This is a genomic window from Vitreimonas flagellata, assembly GCF_004634425.1.
Taxonomy (GTDB): Bacteria; Pseudomonadota; Alphaproteobacteria; order Caulobacterales; family Aquidulcibacteraceae; genus Vitreimonas; species Vitreimonas flagellata.
Map to the genome: position 1 here is coordinate 208,325 of NZ_SBJL01000001.1, position 19,659 is coordinate 227,983.

A 19,659-nucleotide genomic window follows, 5' to 3' on the forward strand; every position below is an offset into this window, starting at 1 on the left:
ATGGATCCGGCTTCCCTCAATTCGTTTCTCGACCAGTTCCTGGCGCTGGCGGATTCAGGCTTCGGCCTGATCCAAGGCGACGTCACCTATGTCCTGAATGCCTTGATCGTCATTTCGATTACGCTCGCCGGCGCGCAATGGGCGCTTGCAGGCGAAGCGCCGATGGCGCCGTTTTTCCGTAAAGTTCTGTTTGTCGGGTTCTTCGCCTTCCTCGTGAACAATTGGGCGAGCCTTTCCACGATCATCGTCCGCTCCGGCGCGCAGCTTGGCCTCAATGCTGGCGGCAATGGCATGAGCATGGCTGATCTGCACAACCCAGGGCGCGTCGGCCAAATCGGGGTCGAGCTCTTCGGCCGCACCGCTGCGATGGCCGAAGGCATGAACGTCTTCACCGATGCCTTCGCCATGGCGACGGTCTGGGTCTCGGCCGTGCTGGTGATGCTCGGCTTCTTCGTGTTGGCGATGCAACTCTTCGTGTCGCTGATCGCTTTCAAACTTGGCAGCCTCGCGGCGTTCGTCGCGCTTCCGTGGGGCGTGTTCAACGGCACATCATGGGTCGCGGAGCGCCCGCTCGGCTGGGTCGCGGGGTGCGCGATCAGATTGTTCGTTCTCGCCTTCATCGCCTCGATCGCCATCACCTTCGTCAACACGCTGCCAGCAACGTTTACGCTCAACGCCGGTGGCGTGCTCAATATCTTCCTGTTTGGCCTCACGGTGCTAGCGCTCGCGTGGTTCGCCCCCATGCTGGCGAGCGAAGTGGTGCAAGGCCAGCCGCATCTGTCCGGCTCTGACGCTATCCGCACCGGTGTTGGCGCAACCTTCGCCACTGCTGGCGGCGTCTACATGGCGCACGCCGTCTACAAGGCCGTCAAAGGCGGCATGATGAGCACATCGAACCGACTAAGCGGCGGCGGCGGCCGCGCCGGCGGCGGAAGCCGCGGTCGAGGCGGCGGAAGCGGCGGTGCACCGCGCGCCCCCATCAATTACGGGGCCATGCAGCCCAAGCCCAGATCGTCCGGAGCCGGTCCATGAACTTTTCCTTCCGCTCACCGGCGCGCTCGTACGCGGCCGCGCCCGCAGACACGCCTTACAAACGCGCACAACAAGAGTGGGACGCGCGCATGGGCTCCGCGGTGCTGTCGGCACGGTCGTGGCGCTCCATTGCGTTCGGCGCGTTGGGCCTACTCGGCGTCAGTGTCGTCTCACTCGTCGTCGTTGCGTTGCAGCAACGCACTTTTGTGCATGTTGTCGAAGTTAGCCCCGAAGGTCAGGTGATGAATGTGCGCGCCGCCGACGGCCGCTGGACCGCCACGGAGGCGCAGAAGGCCTACCATCTCGGTCAGTTTGTGAGGCTGGTTCGCTCCCTGCCGACCGACGGCGTCGTGCTCCGCGAAAACTGGCTAGAGGCTTATCGCTTCCTGACACCGCAAGCGGCTGCGCAGCTCACCGAGATCGCGCGTCAGGATGATCCGTTCCTCTCTCTCGGCCGGGTCGGCCGCACCGTGCACATTCGCTCCATCATCGCCCGCTCCAACAACGCCTGGGAGGTGACGTGGGTTGAACGCGCCACCAATGCCACGGGGACAACCGATCCAGAAGTTTATTCCGGCGTCTTCACCCTGACGACGCGCGCGCCGCGCAACGCCGATGAAATCGCCAACAACCCGTTGGGCCTCTTGATCTCTGATTTCTCCTGGAGCCGTGAACGATGATCGTGCGCTGTTCCTCTTTGGCGCTCGTTGTTGCCAGCCTCGTGATGCTCGCGGCCTCACCCGCTGACGCACAATCGCGACGCGCTCGCGCAGAAACGCCGGTCGAGACTTTGGCGGCCGCAAACTCTGCTGCGCGCCAAAGCCCAACGCGCGATGGTTTCGTGCAAGCGCGTCATGTGTACGTGTATGAGGCGGGCGCCATATACGAAGTGTATGCGCATCCAAGTTACGTTTCGACAATCCTCCTTGAGCCCGGCGAGGCGCTCACTGACATCGCTGCCGGCGATACCTCGCGCTGGATGGTGACCCAGGCCGAGAGCGAGACGGCGGAAGATCCGCGGACCGTTGTGCTTGTGAAGCCGAATGCGAGCGGGCTCCGAACCAACATTGTGCTCATCACCGATCGGCGCACCTATCTCATCGAGGCGATAGCGCAGTCCGGGTCCGCTTACTCAGCCCAGATCGCGTGGTTTTATCCTCGATCCGAAGCGACGGCGCCGGCTGCGCTGCTCGACAGCATCAATCTCAATTACAGGATCCGCACCACGCGCGGCGCACGTCCAGCGTGGCTGCCCCCGCGCGTGTTCGACGATGGACGCCGCACCTGGATCGAGTTCGCGCCCGATGTCGAGGCCGGCGATCTGCCGCCGCTCTTCGCGGTGACTGGCGAGGGCGCCGAACTCGTCAACTACCGAACGCTGCAGGGGCCGTCCGGCCAGCGCTACATGATCGATCGCATCTTCGACATCGCGGAACTCCGCTTGGGCACGCGCTCGGCGACGATCGTACGCATCGAGCGCAATCCGGTCGATCGCGTCCGCACGCGTTCACGGCACGGAGCGCGGCGATGAGCGCAACCGCTCACATCACGCCTCCAATCGAAGGGCCGCCCAACCTGGCAATCCGTGCGAAGCCGCCTTCACCGCGACGGCTATCGCGCAAGGTGCTGCTCGCGGGCATGTTGCTCGCCGGCGCCATTGTTGCGTTCGCGCTGGTCAACGGATTGTCTGAACGTCCCGATCGCCGCGCGGCGGAAGCCCAGCAGGTCGCTGCTGCAGGCGGCCCGCCGGAATCCATCCAGGGCGCCAGCGACGAGTACGGCGCTCACGATCTCGCGGGCGCCGACCTTGAATTGGCCGACCCTGACCTGGAATTAGCTTCCGACGAGACTGCGGAGCTTCAGCCGCCGCGCGATCCTGCCTGGGCGAACAGCTCCAATGGAGGCGCAGGCGCGTCTACCGCCGCGCCAGCGCCTGATCCCCAAGCCGTAGCGCGGACATCGCCGATCCTCTTCACTCGTGCTGATGGAGATAACGCCAGCGAAGACTCGGACGCGCGGTTGAATGCGCGTCTCACGCCACCTGGCTCACGCTATGAGATCAAGGCTGGCGATGTCATCCCAGCGGCGCTGGTCACCGCACTCAATTCTGATCTGCCAGGGCGCATCATCGCGCAAGTCACCGCACCGGTGTACGACACGGTTACGGGCCAGCATCTGCTCATCCCACAAGGATCGCGGCTGATCGGCACGTATGCGAACGGCACGCGCTATGGCGATCGTCGTCTGCTGCTGGTTTGGAATCGGCTCATCCTGCCGAATGGCTGGTCCATCAATCTGCAGGATATGAACGCCACCGATCCCGGGGGCGCCTCTGGACTTACTGATCGCACGGACAACCATCTCGGCCGGCTCGGCATCGCGATAGGGCTCTCCGCTATCATCAGCGTCGTGGCCAACGAAGCGGAGGATGACGACGAGAACAGCAACTCGTTATCGCAAAGCGTTGGCGACGCCGCCGCCCAGCAAGCTGCCCAGACCGGCGCCCGCATCGTCGACCGTGAACTCGAAGTACGTCCGACCTTGCGTGTCCGCGCCGGCGCACCCGTGCGTGTGCTGGTGACACGCGACATCGAACTTAGACCCTACTTCGCGCCGCGCACGCCGTGAGGCGGAAGGACCTCATTCCACAGAAAGCAGTGGCTGACGAACTCTGCGTGAGCATCACCACCCTCTGGCGTGCGCGCTCAAGCAAGCTTGAAGGCTTCCCCACGCCAGTGATCGTTCAAGGCGCCGTGTTCTGGCGGAAGGCCGACCTCGATCAGCTGGAAGACGCCTTGCTCAAGTTCAAAGGCCGCGGCGTCTTCGAGCGTAACCGCGAGGCGGAGCGAAAGCTGAAACGCCTGCGAGCGGCCAAGCCCGCCGCAATAAGCGCCAAGCCCCCGCGAGCGCCGCAACGCGATCTGTTCGACTAAAAGCTTCAGCAACCAATCCGCTGGGGTGAAGTGCCGACTAGCCGCCTATGAACCCCACGCACGCCCGGACATTGTTCCGGGCTGACGGGGCTTTTCGCGCTGCTTGCGTCTCACCTCGGCTGCTCCGTGTTCGACCTCCGCCCGAGTAGGGCGAGGTTGAACATCATGAAGGGACGCTCCGCGTCCCGACGCCAACGCACCGGCCATCGCGCGCAGCGCGGGTCAAGCGCAGGGCCGCGCGCAGCGCGGTCGATGCGTGGCTTCGCTTGACGCGCGCGAGCACGATGGCACTCGTTGTTCCGCGTAAGCGATGGACGCGCGAAGCGGCGAGACGCGCCGCGAGCGCGGCTCGATGGCGAAGCCACGAGAGCGCGGCCGCGCCTGCGCGGCGACGCCCACCGTCGACGCCGTGGATCAGCCCCGCGATCTCTCCCCTCGATGCCGCCATCAGCGCCATCCCATGATGCGCCGCATCGCCTCCAAGTCCGCCGTCGTCGGCATTGGTCCATTCCTGCGCCGCAGCCGACACGCCGGCGTTCGGCCAAAGGTGCGTCCTCAACATCAAGCTCGTCGCCGCCAATCTTCGCGAGTAAGCTTGTATCCGCTCAATCAATCCAGAGACCATTGTAGAAATCGGCGTCGCGCCGCTGCGCCATCAGCCCGCGATGGGCGCTTTCTGCGACGCACAGCAGGACAAAGGCCAGCAGCGCCCAGGCATACAAACCCACCAGGAGGAGAATGACTGCGCTGATGCGTAGGACGACTCGATCGATCGCAAACCACACGCGAAGCATCGCCCACATGCCGATCAGCAGCAGCGCGTGCTGAAGAAGGGAAAGGGCGTCGTTCATCATATGCCATCGGGCTCAGGTTGGTCGGCGCGCAGCCAGGATCTCACGCCGCCCGCTTCGGCGATGGGCTCGCGAACGCCTTCACGCCCTTCGCGCGTCGGCCAGCGCTCGCGTCTCACGACACGCCACAAGCTTCGGGAGAGACGGCATAAGAATAAAGAGAAGCGCACACGCGTGGCCCTTCGTTCGAGAAAACGAAAGGGCCCGGCGTGACGGCGACAGGAGAGTCGCGCCGTCAGCCGCTAGAACTCACGCACGCGTTCCAAACGTGTGTCAGACATCTCGCGCGCTTTGCAGCCGTTACCCGCCAGCTTGCTTGATTGCTCTCAAGCTCATGCGCGCGTTGGCATTGACACTACCAGAACAAACATGGAACGCAAGCGAAATGACGAGCGCCGATTGGATGGCGGCCGAACGCGCCTTCAACCGGCGCGCGCCGCTGCCGAAAGAATTCGAGATGGGCCAAGGCCGCTGGAGCAAATGGAGTGTCGGCGGCGAAGAACGCCACACGCTCGAATTCGGTTTCGCCTATCGCTTCGATATTCGCGCTGGCCCCAAATCCAACGGTCTGCATCCAGACTTTTGGTACGCAAGTGCGCGCGCCGGTTCGCTTGGAGAATTTCCGACTTTCGAAGCAGCGGCGCAGGCTTGCGAAGACGAAGCCCGACGTCTCATCGAGGCGGGGTTTGAGCGCGGCGATGCCAGCTACGACATGAAGCTCATTGGCGAACAATGGACGCTCTATATGGCGCTGCCGCATCGTTGGCGGTCGCGAAAGACGCGCACGCGGTACAAATAGAATCCCGATATATGAAAGGGCTCGCACCTGAGGTGTTGTTCAGATGACCCAGACGTTCGACCTCAACATCGATATCAATTCCGTCCAATGGATTCGCTCCCTCCGCGCGGGTGAAGAGAGCTGGAACCAAAAGATTGTCGATGACGTGGAAGCCGAATGCAAACGTCAGGGCATGGCGTTTTCGCTGCATGATGTGCAGACAATCGCAGAATTCGAGCGCGTTCTTCGATCGTTGGAGAGGGAGGCTGCCGACAAGGGCGTTCGCCCTCTCATTCACATCGACATGCACGGCGGAAAGGATGCAGGTCTCGAGATCGCGGGAGAAGGCAAATGCATCGCTTGGCCGCAAGTCGCTGATTTGTTGAGCGCGGTGAATATCGCCGCTGATCGCAATCTTTGCGTCGTATCCGCAGCGTGTGAGGGACTTCACGTCATCAGCGAAGTGTCGATCAATAAGCCATGCCCGTTCGCGATCCTGATAGCTCCCGAGAAGTCCATCCTGATTAGCTTCCTCGAAGACAACACGCTCAAATTCTACCAAGCCTTGCTTCAGACCGACGACATCGTCGCGGGCTATGAAGCGCACCTTTCGAGCGATCTGACCATGTTCAACGCGGAGAAGCAGTTCGCGCGAGCCTTGACTCTCTACATTCACGATCACTGTGTCGGCCCGGGCGCCGACGCGCGCATTGACGGGCTCATCGAAGAGATCAAGAAAACAACGGCGCTGTCTCCCGCCGATGAGGCGGCAGCGCGTCTCGCCGCGAAAGCAGGCATTGAGCCTTCGCAAAAATTGATCGATGACTGGGCCCCGACGTTCCTGGGCCGTGTCCCCACCTTCAGCATCGATGACATCATGAAGGCTGTCGGAACCGGGTCGACACCATAAGCAAAGGCGCGTGGCCCGGTCGGGGTCGGGTGTGCTCGCGCCGGCGGCCCGAACGCTAGCGCGGCGGCGTCCACAGTTCTAACCTTAAATAATGTGCAACCGATACGCCTCCGACATCCGCAAGGCCGGCAAAGAGCGCGACTACTACGGCTTCGACGAATGGAGCGAGACGCGCATCGACCCCATCCTCGGCAACGCCGTGCTCGAAGTCTTTCCAAAGAGCTTCGGACCAGTTCTCAAGCTCGGCGAGAGCGGCAAGCTTGAAGTGATGAAGAAGCGTTGGGGCTTGCCGGGGCCACCGCAATTCGGCTCAGCGCCCGTCACGAACATCCGCAACGTAAAAAGCCCGCATTGGCGCGCGCTGTTACAGACACAGCACCGCTGCCTCGTGCCCTTCACCGCCTTCAGCGAATACGAGGATGCTTCGCCGAAAGGCAAGAAGGTCATTCGCTGGTTCGCACCACCCGCCCGTGGCATGCTCTTCTTTGCCGGCATTTGCGGTGAGTGGTGAGGCGACTACGGCACTAAGAAAGAGCCGAACGAGGGCACGCACCAGCTCGTCAGCTTCCTAACCACCGAAGCCAACGACCTTGTTCAGCCAATTCACTCGAAGGCGATGCCCGTGATCCTGCGCAGCGAGTTCGAGTGCCTGCAATGGCTCAACGCGGTGCCCGATCAGATCGAGACGATACTGGCGAGGGTGCTTCCCACCGATGCGCTGAAGATCGTCCCTGACCATGAGGCCCTGCAGTATGTGGGCGGGTACATCAATAGCTCGGTTCGAGTCGCCGTGCGTCAAAGAGCCTTTAGCTCTTCGATCTCTTTGTTGGCCGGAAAATCCGCGGCAACGGCCTCAACGAACCCTTGTACGCTAATCCCAGGCCCGCCGCCGCCCAGTCGCAGGGCGTTCAGCGCATTGTGCCAGGCGCCGCGCGCGTTCTGACTGCTCTTGAGTTGGGAGATGTCTCCGCCGGCGCGGCTCCAGATCTCGCTATCATTCGGTCCCGCTGGATAGATCTTGCAGACAACCGCCTCAAGGGCTTGCCACCAGCGGTCTTCGCGCGGCAGTACGCGCGCGGGCTGCGCGGCGCCCTTTGTACCGCCCCGATAAAGCGCGAGCGGGAAATTCTGATCCATGTCCGCAGCTTTGAAAATGGGATGCTGGCGTGGCTCCAGCGCCGGGACGCGATCCGCGATATAGTGAAAGACCTCGAACACGCGCACCAACCCGTCGCCACGGAGAGCGGCTTCGCCGCGAAGTGCGCGCAACAGCGCGTCGGTGAACACGCTGTTGGACATGCCGTTTAATGCCCACGAAACTTCGTTCGGCCGCGACGACGCCATGACCACGCGGCCGCTTCCTTGCGCGAGTGCTTCGTAGTCGCGGGCTGCGAGGCCGGCTGGCAGCGCCGCGATCGACTTCGGCTCACCGGTGGCGCCTGCGTGGCACGCATCGAGAAAGAGCGCGACACGTTGCGCTTTGATCGCGTTGAGGGCCGCAGTGAGCTGTTTGCCTGTAATTGAACTTCCGCGCACGTCGGCGGGATCGAAATCGACGGGCAACAGGCACCCCTCCGCGTCCGCGCCGTTGCTGAGCTGCGCGCCGTGGCCTGAAAAGAAGATTGCTACGGTCTCATCCGGCGCCGCACACGCCGCTAGCCAGGCCAGCTCGGCCTCGATCGTCGCCTTGGTTGCACCGCCGTCGAGCAGCAGGTGAACGTCATTGGCGGGATAGCCACAGAATGCCGGATCCGCGAGCAGGGCCGCGACATCGCGCGCGTCGTTGGTTACGGATGAAGGCAACGGGGAGCCGGCGTACTTTGCGATGCCGATGCAAAGTGCCTTGGCTTTCGCGAATTCCGTCATCACTCCTCCTGAAAGGCGGCTTGCTTGGCGAGCCAGGCAAGCTTCTCGTTGCGGCGATGATCGGCAGTCATTTCAGTCAGCAATTCACTGGCTGACAGGCGCGAGCCTCCGTTGCGCAGCAATTTTACGGTCGCATGCCAGCGCTGACGACCGGTATAACCGTCAGGCAAGTCGGCCTTCTTTCCACCGGCTCGACTCCAGAGTTCGGTTTCGTTAGGCCCGTGCGGATAGAGCTCGCACGCCACGTCTTCAAAGATCGCCCACACATCTTGCTGAGAACCGACGTCGAGGAATCCTTTCACCATCAGCATGCCGAGGTCCATCATTTGGAAGAAGCCTCGTAAAGCGATCGCCGCGGGCGCAAGGGAGCCGCGACCATCCGTATGCAGGAGCGCCGCAACGACGCTCGCCGCGCTGTGCCAGCGGCGGTCGCGCACGAGCGCGCCAATGCGCTCCGCGTCAGCTTGATCAACCGAAATGTGCTGGTCACGTAGTCTTCGCAGCCATGCCGTTGCGACGTGCTCCGGTACTTCTTCAAACGCTTCAAAATAACTTAGTGCGATTGCCACCGTGCGGCCGTGGGCCGAAAAAAAAGCGTCACGCGCTTGCGGCGCGACAATCGCGCGCCGCAGCGTGGCATCCGCGTCGTCAGGAGCGCGCTTGCGGTTGGCGAAGTCAGTCAACCATCCGGTCGCCGTTGCAGCGAGAAATGCGCTGCGAGCGGGTTCAGGGAGTGTGTCCCACACGTCGCCACGATCGGGTACGTCAGTCAGATTCGCTATGGGCGTGACCGCGACTTGCTCAAGGAAGCTCGGCTCAAGCGGTGCACCACCGCGCAATTGCTGGACTATTTCCTCGCGGACCGCCGTTTGATCGCCCACACCCTGCCAGGCATCTGCGTTTCGCCTAACTGCGATTTCCCAAATTCGCCGCCACGCCACGATGCGAGGATCAAATGGCTCAAGTAGAGTCGGATCCGCCGCGGCGGCGTCGCCAGCCATCGCGATCAGTCGCGCATCCTCCACGTCGACGGCTGTCGCTAGCAGGTCGTGCGCGGGCAAGCCTTCAAAGAGAATGGCGAACCCTGCCGTGTAGGCCTGATCTGTATCCACAGCGAGCTGACGCTTCACCGCCGCGCTGAGTGCGAGCGAGCGCCGCGCCACTGTGGCGTGTAGCGCCCACCATTTCTTTCCCGCCGCAGCGGCCATCACCGGCTCGGCCAACGTCTCGTCTATCGTCTGCGGGGCCGTGAGCACCAAAGCGTCTTGCATCTTCTTCTTGGTTGGGAGTAGCGCAAAAACAGGCGTGATCAGCTCTGGCGCTGCGGTCCAGCGTCGCCACCAGGCGACGCAGAATGCGCCATCTGCGCTCTTGGCAGCCTCTTCGAGTCCTTCGCGCACGGCGAGTGCCCATGCAGATTGAGCGCCGTCTGCTGTCGCATTTCGCCAGATGGCGATATCGTCAGCGGCGTCCGTTTCGAGCGCCGCCGCCCGCGTGGCCCAGGCGCGCACAGCCGCCCAGAGTGGATCGCCGCAGCCCCATGTCGCGAGATTGATGTTGCGGAGCGCGGAGATTTGCGTGGTGTTGGCGGAGTCAACGGCGCGTGCGTGGTCGGCGACCAACACCGCCTTCTGTTCCGCGCCGGGTTCGCGTTGGGGCGAAAGCGTCATGACAAAGCGCAGTTGCGCGAGCAACACGCCATACTCGCTGCTTCCGCTCTTGCCGATTTCCCAGCTCTTCTGCAGCAATCCGAACTCGCTCAACGAACGCACGATGATGCCGTATGCGTTGGCGTACGCCGCGATCTCGTCGGCCGACGATGGAGTAAGGATTGATCGCGCCACCTCGGACGCCGGCGGCGGCGGTTGCGTCGGATCAATGATCGTTCGGCCCTTCCAGCGTTGCGCCAATTGGCGAGGCGTCATCACGACCAACGGTGCGGCTGCTGCGACATCTTCGGGACCGAAGCTCAGGCGAAACGTAACCGACCGCCGGGCGGCGCTTGGAAGGTAGCGCCAGAGCGCCGTCAGCGTCCGCAGCAAGTCGGCTTCGCCGAGCCAAACGATCGGCGGTTGGCGCTTCTCGTCAAGCAACGCATCTAGCAGCTGGTGCGCATGCTTCGATACGGCGTGATGCTCTGGCGGTTGCCAGGAGCGTTCTTTCAGCGCTGCGCCGCGATCGGGCGACTGTGGAAGGTTCGCGGATAGCAGCAATAGACCGTCGGGATTGTCGATCTCAACGAACGGCGCCATGACGGCGTGCGTGAACACCATCCCCGCGCGCGGCGCGCCGGGATCCGGCCAAGTGCGCGCGAGCACGTAGGTGTCACCTTCGAAGTAGCCGCTTTCGAACGACGCCCATTCGGTTCCTGAGGGCACCGTATTTGGTAGGTCAGTTCGCCCAACAATTCGCGGCGCGACCTTCGCCGCCCCGGACGTGACCGCAATGATCGCATGGCCCTTGTCGACGGCGCCGAATGTCGCCTCGGAGATCGGCATGTGTCAGCGCCAACCAGCGATGTGTTCAAGCGGAATACACAAATCCGGCGTGCGAGCGTTTGGGCCGAGTACAGTGTAGCCAAATGCCTCGGGCCCACGGTCGCGGAAATCCTCGTCGACGACTTTGTCGTCCAACGCACGTTCAAGCGCCGACAGTCCAAGCGTGCTTCGCAAGTTGGCGGGCCAGACTGACTCGACGAATTGCGCTAGCATTGGCATGCGCGTTCGCAGTACGTCAGGAGGACCGCGCGCAATGAGGTCTGCCGGGAGCTCGTCCCAACAGGAGAGCACGACAGCAAGGCGAGGAATACCGCGTCCAGCGACAACGTCGGCGCCCCGCATGAACAGCAGCATCTGCAACAGTTCGATCAGCCGAGCCTGACTGGTGTGCCGGTACGGCGGTTGGACGGTAGGGGCCTGTTTCAGTTGAGACAGCGGACGCGACATGAAATCGCCGTCCACCTCGTGATGGTTCGCGCGCGCCAACACCAACCAGCCATCGCTCGTGCGCGCCCGGTCCCGCCATGTCGCGGGAACCTGGCGATTGACCAAAATGTCGTTGAGTTGTTCGCCGCCGTACTCCGGCCAGATCAGGTCGAGCATTTGGCCGTCGGCGGCCGTAATCGGCCACTCGCTGTCGGCTGAGACAGTCGCCGATGTGTGTTCCGCAGCCAAACCATCGTGAATGCGGCGCATCGCAGCCTCGAAGGCGGTCATGTTGCTTGGCATGGCGCGCATCTGCAGCACGCTTTTCTGCGAATTCAGTCGCTGCAGCAACTGCGCGCCATAATGCGTCTTGCCGGCATTGGATTCGCCGATGACCATAACCGTGCGGGTATTCGCGGACTCAGGCATGGCCATACACCATGAACGGATCGTCGGTTGCGATCCGCTCCAACGCGGGTTGCGTCTTGGCGTGCGGTGCACTGATCGACCAATTCATCAATCGAACGAAGGATGCCTCCGGCGCAGTCGCGTGATGTTCTTTGACACTGACTTCGAACACGGGAATGTCGCCAAGGTGTGTCGTCACGGCCGTGAGAACTGACGTGCGCACAGCCTCCGGCACCTCAATATCGGCCTTGGTCCAAGCGAGCGCCACGGGCCGCCCGCGCCGCTCGCTGGCAATACGTTGAGCGAGGGCTTGCAACGTCATGCGAGTGTTGCCTTTCTCCGGACCGGCAAGCGCCTCGCAATCCGCAGCGAGAATGATGACGCTGGCGTGTGTTGCGAGCCAGCGTGCTCCTTCGGCTTCTGGAGCATCGCGATTGACCGACCACGCGCGGAACCATTCGCCGGGGGCATCGGCAAACAGCACGTCCTCGATGATATGATCGCCTCTGCGCAGCGCGAGATGCAACATGCCCGGTGCTCGTCCTTCGCCGCTTGGCGTATGCGGCGGAAATCCCGGACCGCCATCATTCGCCCACCGCAGAGAGTGGGCAATGTTTTCCCAACCTGACAGCGTGTACGAGCCGGCGAAAGCATGCGACGCGACGTCGAGCGCACCTCGGCTCAACATCAAATACCAGGATCCAAGCAACGTGGTCTTTCCAGCACCTGCCGCTCCGATCACGGCAACAACCCGAGGCGCGCCGCGGCCGCTCGTGAACGCAAGATCGACCAGCCCAAGGGCATTGCCCGACCAGGGTACGGCGGCACCGCTCGCAATGTCCGTTACCGCTGCGCCGTCCGTTTCGCCCGCCGCCGCGAGCGCGGCTTTCCAGAACGAACAGTCGGCGCGGTTTTCTTCGCCGAGGCTGCACATCACCTCGGGAGCGAAACAGTCGGGTTGAGTGCAGCGCGTTGTCACGCGGCGGCCGTGTTGATAGCGGCCAATGCTTGAAGTTCGCGGAAGATGATGACGCTAAGATCGCCGAGAGTCAGTGCTGCGCCTTCCGCGTAAAGACCGGCGGCCGTGGTGGACGTATTGGCGGCTGCGCGGTTGAGGCCGTGGGTGAGAAAATCCATCGGCTCCACGAGCGCAGGCAAGGCGCTTGCCGCCGCGGCGCGATCGGCGGCGCCGGCGAGGTCGCCGAGCCACTCCGTTGACGTGCGAGCCGAAGCGCCGGCACGCGAGGCAACCACCGAACGTAAGAAAAATTCAACGCTACGCGGCGAGAGCGTCGGTACCATACGATGCACATCGACGGCTGCGGCGATCGCCATGACCGGCAGCGACATCTGATCGTAGCCGCGATCGATCACCGGCGAATAGGCGGCTTCCTTCCACCACAGCAGCCGGGTCCGGCGCTGCACGCCCTCCGCGTTCGGCAACCGTTGTTCTAGTGTTTCGAAAACGGCCTTATCGACGGCGTTGCGACCCTGGAGGGCCACTCCAACCGCGTCGTCTACGGCGTCACCAATCGCGGCCGCAGCGCGGCTTGCATAGTCCCCAGCCCACGCATCATTTGCGCTCGGCCAATGGGGGTTTGGGTTGGTGCCTGGTTTGCTTTCGGGCCCGTGTTGGCCGGCGGCGCCAAGCATGGCCAATTGAAGTTTGTTGCGGTCGACCTTGGCTTGCTTCTCGACGGGCTTCTTCAGCATCGAAGCCGGCGGCCCGCGGAAATTGTCGGCCCATGCTTCGGCGGCGGCCTGCTCATACCTGGCGTCGAGACCATCGAGCAATTCGCGCCAAAGTTCGTTTTCGCTACCGAAATCGCGGCGTGGCACGATGTTGCGCAGCAGTTGTGTGGCGCCGGCGGCGTAACCAGCGTTCTTCTCAGCCGCCCCAAAGGCCGCTTGCGCAAGCATCGCCCGAAACAATGCAACGGGCGGTGATGCGAAGATGTTCATGTAGCTATTCCACTCGGTCTCGAGCGCGCTGGCGGCCGCCTGAAGCGCCGGCGTCGTGATCGGCGCGTTTGGATCGGCCGCAGCGAGAAGGGCGCGCAGGAACTGCGTACTATCGGCGAGCAGCGCCGTTTCGAGCGCCGTCGTCGCCGCGCGAATTTTTTCAAGGCGCGCATCTTCGCCTTGGACCGAGAACAGCTGAAGGTTCAAGAACCGCTGAAGAATATCCACGCTCACGACTCACCTATGACCGTTGCGGTTATGTCATAGGTGGCCGGGCGCGAGCTACCATTTCGGGTCCGCGTGCGCGGCTCGTACCGAAGCCGAAATTGTCAGGTCGGCTTGGATACCCGCTTGCGCGATTCGGCGCCCAAATGCACGCGGCCCGATCCAGGAAGAACACATAGCCGGCGCCCGGCTGGTTCCCTCACGCTCCGGCTAGGTTGCTGGGAGGCCGCATTCCGAACAAGCGCCAGAAACTCTTCAAGAATGGAACGAGGTCCTCGTGGGTGAGCCGCTCCGACACGACTTCGCCCAGCGATGCTTGGTCTCGCCATGCAGGCGCAGAATAGTGATCATTGTCGATCAACAGAATGTAGTCCTTGATCCCGATGACTGTCGTCAGCACAACCCACGGCCCGTCGATCGAGTATCGTTGAAGCCACCCAACTCCAGACAGGGCCCCGTCGATGAGTCCCTCCTTAAATCGCACATAGGGGGACGACGCCACACTCATCATCCCGCGTCGGATTCATGAGGTAGCCCATCGTCCAAACCATGTCGGTTCGTCCGCGACGATGCGTGACGGCATATGAGTCCATTCGACTCTGTCCGCCCCCATCGGTGTGCAGAAGAACGCCTTCCAACATTTCGACGGCCTCCATGTGTCCGCCAGGCTTGAAGGGAGCGAGTGCGTTCTCTGGTGTGATGTCGAGATCGAGCCGTTCACGAAAGTAGTTCATCGGTATTACAGACACGATGGCTCTTGGACCTTCGCCGAGGCCGGCCGGCAGTTCGTCTCGCGCGGCTGCATCCACGGCCTCCAAGTGGAGCGCTCGAAGGCGCGCCGGCAGCGCCTCTGTCGCCGTGAAGGCCTCACGCAATTCCTGCGTATCCATCTCGTATTTGCCGTTGCTCTTGCGGCCATGGAACTTGCTACTGGTTGGCGAAGATGACCCGATGCGGAGCGATCGTGCTCGCTGGGATCCTGATGAGCAGGAGGCGCTTGCCGTCGGCTGCTATGATCCACTTCATGCGGAGGCCCGGTAGGCGCGGCTCCACTCTATCCAGAATGCGATCCTCGATGCCGCGCAGCGCGGCGTCGGCGTCCAACACTTCGAGACCATGCACGCTTGAAGGGGTGCCGTGGGCTTCAGCCAATCCATAGATGATGTCGCCGCCGTGCGCGTTCGCAAACGAAGTGACGTCGGCGAGAAATTCCTTTCGCTCGTCTCTGGTGTCACCCGGAAGATCACGCTTGAACTCAAGCGTACGGCGCTCAGCGACCTGATTGTCGATCAGCCGTTGGATGTCGGAGATGTCGACGTCGCCGAAACTTCTCGGAATCATGGACAGCACCTTAGCTTCGGATCGGAATATCGGTCCGTCATCCGCGCACGACGATGGGGATATGGGCAGAGGCGGAGATTTCTCGGAGAAACGACAGCCGGACTGGTCAAGAGCCGCAGGTTCCAAGCCAGATTTTTGGCTCGGTAACGCGTCAGGCCCGAACAAAAAGCACAACAAATACAATAGGTAATGGATTCAGGGGAATTGTCTGTAAAGTATCATACTTCGATACTTTACGAGCGTTTGGCTGGCATTGTTCAGGAAATTAAGTTCTCTAAGTATCACTTTGTGATACCTTGCGTACGTGAAGTCGGACCACCAGCCCCCGCACGCCCGTGCCTACGTGGACGGCCTGGCAGCCTCTGGTCGCCACCACTTCACGTCCGCGGAGGCCCAGAACGCATTAGGTGTGTCGCCGGCGGCAGCAAAGCTCGCGCTGGGCCGCCTCGCCAAGCAGAAGCTCGTGGCCTCTCCGGCGCGTGGCTTCTACGTGATCGTGCCCCCCGAGTATCGTGCGCTCGGTTGCCTACCAGGCGACCAATTCATCCCGGCGCTTATGCAATGGCAGGGGCTCTCATATTATGCCGGCCTCTTGTCGGCGGCTCAGTATTACGGCGCGGCGCACCACGCGCCGCAGGTTTTCCAAGTGCTGCTGCCGCGGCGGCGTCTCAACATTGCGTGCGGCGCCGTGCGCGTCGCCTTTTACTCTCGCCGCAACCTCTCTGCCGTCGCGACGCGCATGTTCAATACGCCCCGCGGTACGATCGCCGTCTCAACGCCTGAGGCGACGGCGATCGATCTCGTGGGGTATCATCATCATGTCGGCGGCTTCGAAAATGTCGCCACGGTCCTTGCCGAACTTGCAGAACAGATCGATGCGGCCAAGCTCGTCGATGCCGCGCAGACGGCGCCGCTGCCGTGGGCGCAGCGTCTGGGCTATTTGCTGGATCACATCGGCGTGGGCGATCGGGCAGGGCCGTTGCGCGACTATGTGAAAGCACTCGCACACGACTACGCACCACTTCTGTCGTCGGCGGACTCGGTCGAAGCTGAACGCAACACGGACTGGAAGCTCTTGGTCAATGAGCGCGTGGAGGCCGAAGTTTGATCCCGCGCGACTACATCACAGCTTGGCGCAAGAACGCGCCATGGGTGCAAGACATCCAGGTCGAGCAGGATCTTGTCATCTGTCGCGCGCTTGTCGCCATCTTCTCCCATCCGCTCTTGTCGAAGGCGCTTGCGTTCCGCGGTGGCACTGCGCTCTACAAGCTCTTCCTGAAGCCGGCTGCGCGTTATTCTGAGGACATCGATCTGGTGCAGGTCGAGGCAGCACCCGCCGGGCCCATAATGGACGCGCTGCACGAAGTGCTTGATCCATGGCTAGGCAAGCCGACCTTCAAGCAAAGCGAAGGCCGTGTCACCTTCTTCTATCGCTTTGAGTCAGAAGGCCAGCCGCCGATCAAGCTCCGGCTCAAGGTCGAGATCAACACACGAGAGCACTTCACTGTCTATGGTCTGGCGACGCAGCCCTTCGCCGTAGACTCGCCCTGGTTCAAGGGCAAGTGCGCAATTCTCACGTACGAGTTGGACGAACTGCTCGGCACCAAGATGCGCGCACTGCACCAACGCCGGAAGGGACGCGATCTTCTGGACCTTCATCTCGCCCTGAAAAGCGACGCCGCCGATCCTGCGCGCATTGTCGAGGTGTTTCGTCGTTACATGGACGAGGAAGGCCATCCGACGACGCGCGCGATGTTCGAGAAGACCTTCGCTGGCAAGCTCGACGATCCGGTGTTTCGCGCCGATATCGCCCCGCTCCTGGCGCCGGGCTACGAGTGGGACATAGATGCGGCCGCCGACAATGTGCGCACGCGACTGATCGAAATCTTGCCAGGCGATCCCTGGAAGGGAGACGGCAAGCCGAAGGCGTGACGAGCCGTTGCAGTTTTCCGCGCGGGAAACGTCGGGAAACGGCGGGAAATCATCGCCTCGACGACGCGACGCATCGACATGGTGGTTGGAGCCATGCGCCGTGGAGTGCATCTTGGACGTGGACTTCGAGGCATTCGCCACACTGCGTTGGATGCAGGCTGCGGAGCGCGACGACTGGTAAGAGCATGAAGAGGCCAACTTGAACTCCGTTCACGGTTGCTTGTCGGTGCGGCGCTGAAACTCCTCGCGCGCCAGCTGCCTGCCCACCAGCTGGGCGAGCTCCTTCAGTTTCTCGTAAGCCTCCGGCGCGCGTGCCGCGAGGTCTGAGGTCTTCGGAAGCACCGAGGGCTCGGGCTCCCCGCGATCTCGATCAGTCGCCAGCCACACGCCGGAAATGTCCGGAAAGGCGTTTGAGCCTTCAGGGCCCGTCCTTAGGTGGCTCCTGGGCGACCAAGCTTCGATTCCAGTCCTGAAGCACGCCAAACACCCGGTCCCAGGCCCGGAATTCGGCCAATTCGGGGTTCAAACAATTATCGTCGTGGCCCACCATTCCACACTGAAAATGAGCGGCGATAGTGCCGCTATTCCCAGCGCGGGTCGGTGATGCTGAAGAAGACGCGGGCGGATTTTTTGCCGCCGGCGAGCACGGCGTGTGGCGTCGTGGAGTCGAACTGCAGGCTGTCGCCAACGTCGAGGATCAGCGGCGCGTAATATTCGGTTTCGACGATCACGCTGCCTTCCACCACCATCAGAAATTCCTCGCCGGGGTGGGTGACGAAGGGGCCGTGCTCTTCAAGCGAGTGCGCCGTGACTTCCGCAATCCCCGCCACCATGCGGCGATACAGAAAGTCGGTGCAGAGATATTCGTACTCGCCATTGTTCTGCGACACGCGATGGCCTTCGCCGCGCCGCGTGACCGTACGCCAGCCGCTGGCGTTCACGGGTTGCTGCGTGCGCGTCTCATCGGAGCGCACCATGCGATTGACGATCTGGCTGAAATCCGCGTCGAGCGCGCGCGCCAGCGCGTGTGCACGATCGAAGGAGAGCGTGATCTGCCCCGTCTCCACCCGCGAGAGCGCCGATTGCGAAATCTTCGAGCGTTCGCTCAGATCTTTCAGCGTCCAACCGCGATCGGCGCGCAATTTGCGCACGGCCGCGCCAAAGCTGGCTTGATCGAATGGCGTGTCTTCGCTTGATGTCTCGCGCGCCTCGGGGCGCGGCTCGGCATTGCCCGTGCTCAGGATCAGATGATTGCGAAGATCACGGACGTCCATGAATTGCCTAGCCCCATAGGTCGCTCGTAAACGGCCCGACCACGCCATTCCTGTACGTCATAGCGCCGATGCGGTCAGCCTTCAGTGCGAGCGGGCCGTCCAAATCAGCGATACGCGCCTTCTGCGATACGACAAAAGCGGGGGCCATAGCTAGAGACGTGCCCAGCATGTTGCCGACCATATAGTCCAGGCCGCGATCCAGAACCGCATCGGCGAGCAGCAGCGCCTCGGTCAGGCCGCCGGTCTTGTCGAGTTTGATATTGATCATGTCGTAGCGGCGGGCGGCGGCTTCGAACTCGCCGCGATGCAGGCAGCTTTCGTCGGCGCAGAGCGGCACTTCGCGCGGCATGCCTTCGAGTGCTGCATCCTCGCCGCGCGGCAGCGGTTGCTCGATCATTTCGACTTCGGACTTGGCGAACTCAGGCAGGCATTCCTGCAGCAGCGCCAACGTCAGGCCTTGGTTAGCGTCCACAATCAGCCGCGCATCCGGGCGCGCGGCGCGCACAGCTCGAACGCGTTCGATCGGACGGTCGCCATTGAGCTTCAGCTTCAGCAATTTGAAGCTTGAGAGTGCGGCTGCGGCTTTGCCCGTGTCTTCCGGAGTATCCAGCACGCCGATGGTTTGGCAGGTCGTTAGCGGCCGGCTGTTCAACCCCGTTTGCGCCCATACGCTCTTGCCTGCGCGCTTGCATTCCAAATCCCAGAGCGCGCAATCGACGGCGTTGCGTGCGCCGCCGGGCGCCAGGAGCGTTTGTAGCGCTTCGCGATCCAGACCGGCTTCAAGCTCGGTGCGAATGGCGTGGATTTGCTCGAATGCCTTGTCGGGCGTGTCTTGCAGATAATAGACGCCCGCCGCTTCGCCGCGGCCGATCTGCGGGCCCTCCGCGATCTCCACCACGACGCAATCGAGCGCCGTGAACAAATGGCCCGTAATGCGGAAGGGGGCCAGCATCGGCCAATGCTCGATATGGATCGAGACCTGTCGTTTCCCGCCCAAGGCGTCCTCCCGCGATCGCGCCGCCGTCCGATGATTTTCGGAGGTTTGCGCAAATGCAATTACGCACAAAAGGCGGGCAAAATCTACTGTCCGTCGCAAATTATGAAAGCGTTTACGGCGGAGAATGACACTAATAGCATTGAAAAAACAGGAAAAAAGACAAATTGGCCCGATAATGCAAATATGCAAAAGAACTTGCAAATTCTGAATTGGCAGGCAATCTGGC

The 19,659-nt window shown here is 62.3% G+C and carries 21 protein-coding genes; 10 read left to right on the top strand and 11 right to left on the bottom strand.

Annotation, left to right across the window (positions count from 1 at the left end; genetic code table 11):
* From trbL to EPJ54_RS01110, 5 genes are read left to right on the top strand one after another with little or no spacing between them, the layout of a single operon-like run.
* On the top strand, positions 1-1,032 hold the full coding sequence (gene trbL, locus EPJ54_RS01090) for a P-type conjugative transfer protein TrbL (RefSeq protein WP_135209829.1): 1,032 nt from the start codon (positions 1-3) through the stop codon (positions 1,030-1,032).
* Positions 1,029-1,712 (top strand): conjugal transfer protein TrbF, encoded by a 684-nt coding sequence (gene trbF / locus EPJ54_RS01095; RefSeq protein ID WP_135209830.1) that lies wholly within the window; start codon positions 1,029-1,031, stop codon positions 1,710-1,712. Before trbL ends, trbF begins: the two co-directional genes overlap by 4 nt.
* Entirely contained in the window at positions 1,709-2,563 is an 855-nt protein-coding gene (locus EPJ54_RS01100; RefSeq protein ID WP_135209831.1) for a TrbG/VirB9 family P-type conjugative transfer protein, read from the top strand. Before trbF ends, EPJ54_RS01100 begins: the two co-directional genes overlap by 4 nt.
* The gene (locus EPJ54_RS01105) at positions 2,560-3,660 is read left to right on the top strand and encodes a TraB/TrbI/VirB10 family type IV secretion system protein (protein ID WP_135209832.1); all 1,101 of its coding nucleotides are present in this window, start codon (positions 2,560-2,562) and stop codon (positions 3,658-3,660) included. Before EPJ54_RS01100 ends, EPJ54_RS01105 begins: the two co-directional genes overlap by 4 nt.
* A gap of 47 nt (positions 3,661-3,707) precedes the next feature.
* Entirely contained in the window at positions 3,708-3,965 is a 258-nt protein-coding gene (locus EPJ54_RS01110; protein ID WP_135209833.1) for a hypothetical protein, read from the top strand.
* A gap of 605 nt (positions 3,966-4,570) precedes the next feature.
* Here EPJ54_RS01110 and EPJ54_RS01115 read toward each other — a convergent pair.
* Positions 4,571-4,819: a hypothetical protein gene (locus EPJ54_RS01115; RefSeq protein ID WP_135209834.1), complete on the bottom strand. Its 249-nt coding sequence runs from the start codon at positions 4,817-4,819 to the stop codon at positions 4,571-4,573.
* Between the two features lie 382 nt (positions 4,820-5,201).
* Here EPJ54_RS01115 and EPJ54_RS01120 point away from each other — a divergent pair, with 382 nt between their 5' ends.
* The 3 genes from EPJ54_RS01120 (at position 5,202) to EPJ54_RS01130 (ending at position 7,015) form a co-directional block, all read left to right on the top strand.
* On the top strand, positions 5,202-5,615 hold the full coding sequence (locus tag EPJ54_RS01120; protein ID WP_135209835.1) for a hypothetical protein: 414 nt from the start codon (positions 5,202-5,204) through the stop codon (positions 5,613-5,615).
* Positions 5,616-5,787: 172 nt separating this feature from the next.
* The gene (locus tag EPJ54_RS01125) at positions 5,788-6,504 is read left to right on the top strand and encodes a hypothetical protein (protein WP_135209836.1); all 717 of its coding nucleotides are present in this window, start codon (positions 5,788-5,790) and stop codon (positions 6,502-6,504) included.
* A 91-nt stretch (positions 6,505-6,595) separates the two neighbouring features.
* Positions 6,596-7,015, top strand: a complete 420-nt coding sequence (locus tag EPJ54_RS01130; RefSeq protein ID WP_135209837.1) for an SOS response-associated peptidase family protein — start codon at positions 6,596-6,598, stop codon at positions 7,013-7,015.
* 284 nt (positions 7,016-7,299) lie between these two features.
* Here EPJ54_RS01130 and EPJ54_RS01135 read toward each other — a convergent pair whose 3' ends face one another.
* The 7 genes from EPJ54_RS01135 to EPJ54_RS01165 all read right to left on the bottom strand — a co-directional run bounded on the left by EPJ54_RS01135 (position 7,300) and on the right by EPJ54_RS01165 (position 15,230).
* Positions 7,300-8,370, bottom strand: a complete 1,071-nt coding sequence (locus EPJ54_RS01135; RefSeq protein ID WP_135209838.1) for a caspase family protein — start codon at positions 8,368-8,370, stop codon at positions 7,300-7,302.
* Positions 8,370-10,868 (bottom strand): GAP1-N1 domain-containing protein, encoded by a 2,499-nt coding sequence (locus EPJ54_RS01140; protein WP_135209839.1) that lies wholly within the window; start codon positions 10,866-10,868, stop codon positions 8,370-8,372. Before EPJ54_RS01140 ends, EPJ54_RS01135 begins: the two co-directional genes overlap by 1 nt.
* 3 nt (positions 10,869-10,871) lie before the next feature.
* Positions 10,872-11,723: a TRAFAC clade GTPase domain-containing protein gene (locus tag EPJ54_RS01145; RefSeq protein WP_135209840.1), complete on the bottom strand. Its 852-nt coding sequence runs from the start codon at positions 11,721-11,723 to the stop codon at positions 10,872-10,874.
* A complete protein-coding gene (locus EPJ54_RS01150) occupies positions 11,716-12,636 on the bottom strand; it encodes a TRAFAC clade GTPase domain-containing protein (protein WP_239590701.1) in 921 nt (306 codons plus the stop codon). The genes EPJ54_RS01145 and EPJ54_RS01150 overlap by 8 nt, the downstream gene beginning before the upstream one ends.
* A 41-nt stretch (positions 12,637-12,677) precedes the next feature.
* Positions 12,678-13,892: a GTPase-associated system all-helical protein GASH gene (locus EPJ54_RS01155; protein WP_135209841.1), complete on the bottom strand. Its 1,215-nt coding sequence runs from the start codon at positions 13,890-13,892 to the stop codon at positions 12,678-12,680.
* A gap of 470 nt (positions 13,893-14,362) precedes the next feature.
* Entirely contained in the window at positions 14,363-14,779 is a 417-nt protein-coding gene (locus EPJ54_RS01160) for a hypothetical protein (RefSeq protein WP_135209842.1), read from the bottom strand.
* A 37-nt stretch (positions 14,780-14,816) separates the two neighbouring features.
* Positions 14,817-15,230: an AlbA family DNA-binding domain-containing protein gene (locus EPJ54_RS01165; RefSeq protein ID WP_135209843.1), complete on the bottom strand. Its 414-nt coding sequence runs from the start codon at positions 15,228-15,230 to the stop codon at positions 14,817-14,819.
* A gap of 304 nt (positions 15,231-15,534) precedes the next feature.
* Between EPJ54_RS01165 and EPJ54_RS01170 the strand changes: the two genes are divergently transcribed.
* Both EPJ54_RS01170 and EPJ54_RS01175 read left to right on the top strand, forming a co-directional pair.
* Positions 15,535-16,338: a type IV toxin-antitoxin system AbiEi family antitoxin gene (locus EPJ54_RS01170; protein WP_135209844.1), complete on the top strand. Its 804-nt coding sequence runs from the start codon at positions 15,535-15,537 to the stop codon at positions 16,336-16,338.
* Positions 16,335-17,162 (top strand): nucleotidyl transferase AbiEii/AbiGii toxin family protein, encoded by an 828-nt coding sequence (locus EPJ54_RS01175; RefSeq protein WP_135209845.1) that lies wholly within the window; start codon positions 16,335-16,337, stop codon positions 17,160-17,162. The genes EPJ54_RS01170 and EPJ54_RS01175 overlap by 4 nt, the downstream gene beginning before the upstream one ends.
* Before the next feature lie 210 nt (positions 17,163-17,372).
* On the opposite strand, the gene EPJ54_RS20195 is transcribed toward EPJ54_RS01175, so the two are convergent.
* The 3 genes from EPJ54_RS20195 to EPJ54_RS01185 form a co-directional block, all read right to left on the bottom strand.
* The gene (locus tag EPJ54_RS20195) at positions 17,373-17,504 is read right to left on the bottom strand and encodes a hypothetical protein (protein WP_275574739.1); all 132 of its coding nucleotides are present in this window, start codon (positions 17,502-17,504) and stop codon (positions 17,373-17,375) included.
* Between the two features lie 239 nt (positions 17,505-17,743).
* Positions 17,744-18,436 (bottom strand): helix-turn-helix domain-containing protein, encoded by a 693-nt coding sequence (locus tag EPJ54_RS01180; RefSeq protein ID WP_167755519.1) that lies wholly within the window; start codon positions 18,434-18,436, stop codon positions 17,744-17,746.
* Between the two features lie 7 nt (positions 18,437-18,443).
* Positions 18,444-19,433: a dipeptide epimerase gene (locus EPJ54_RS01185; RefSeq protein ID WP_239590702.1), complete on the bottom strand. Its 990-nt coding sequence runs from the start codon at positions 19,431-19,433 to the stop codon at positions 18,444-18,446.
* Positions 19,434-19,659 lie beyond the last annotated feature (226 nt).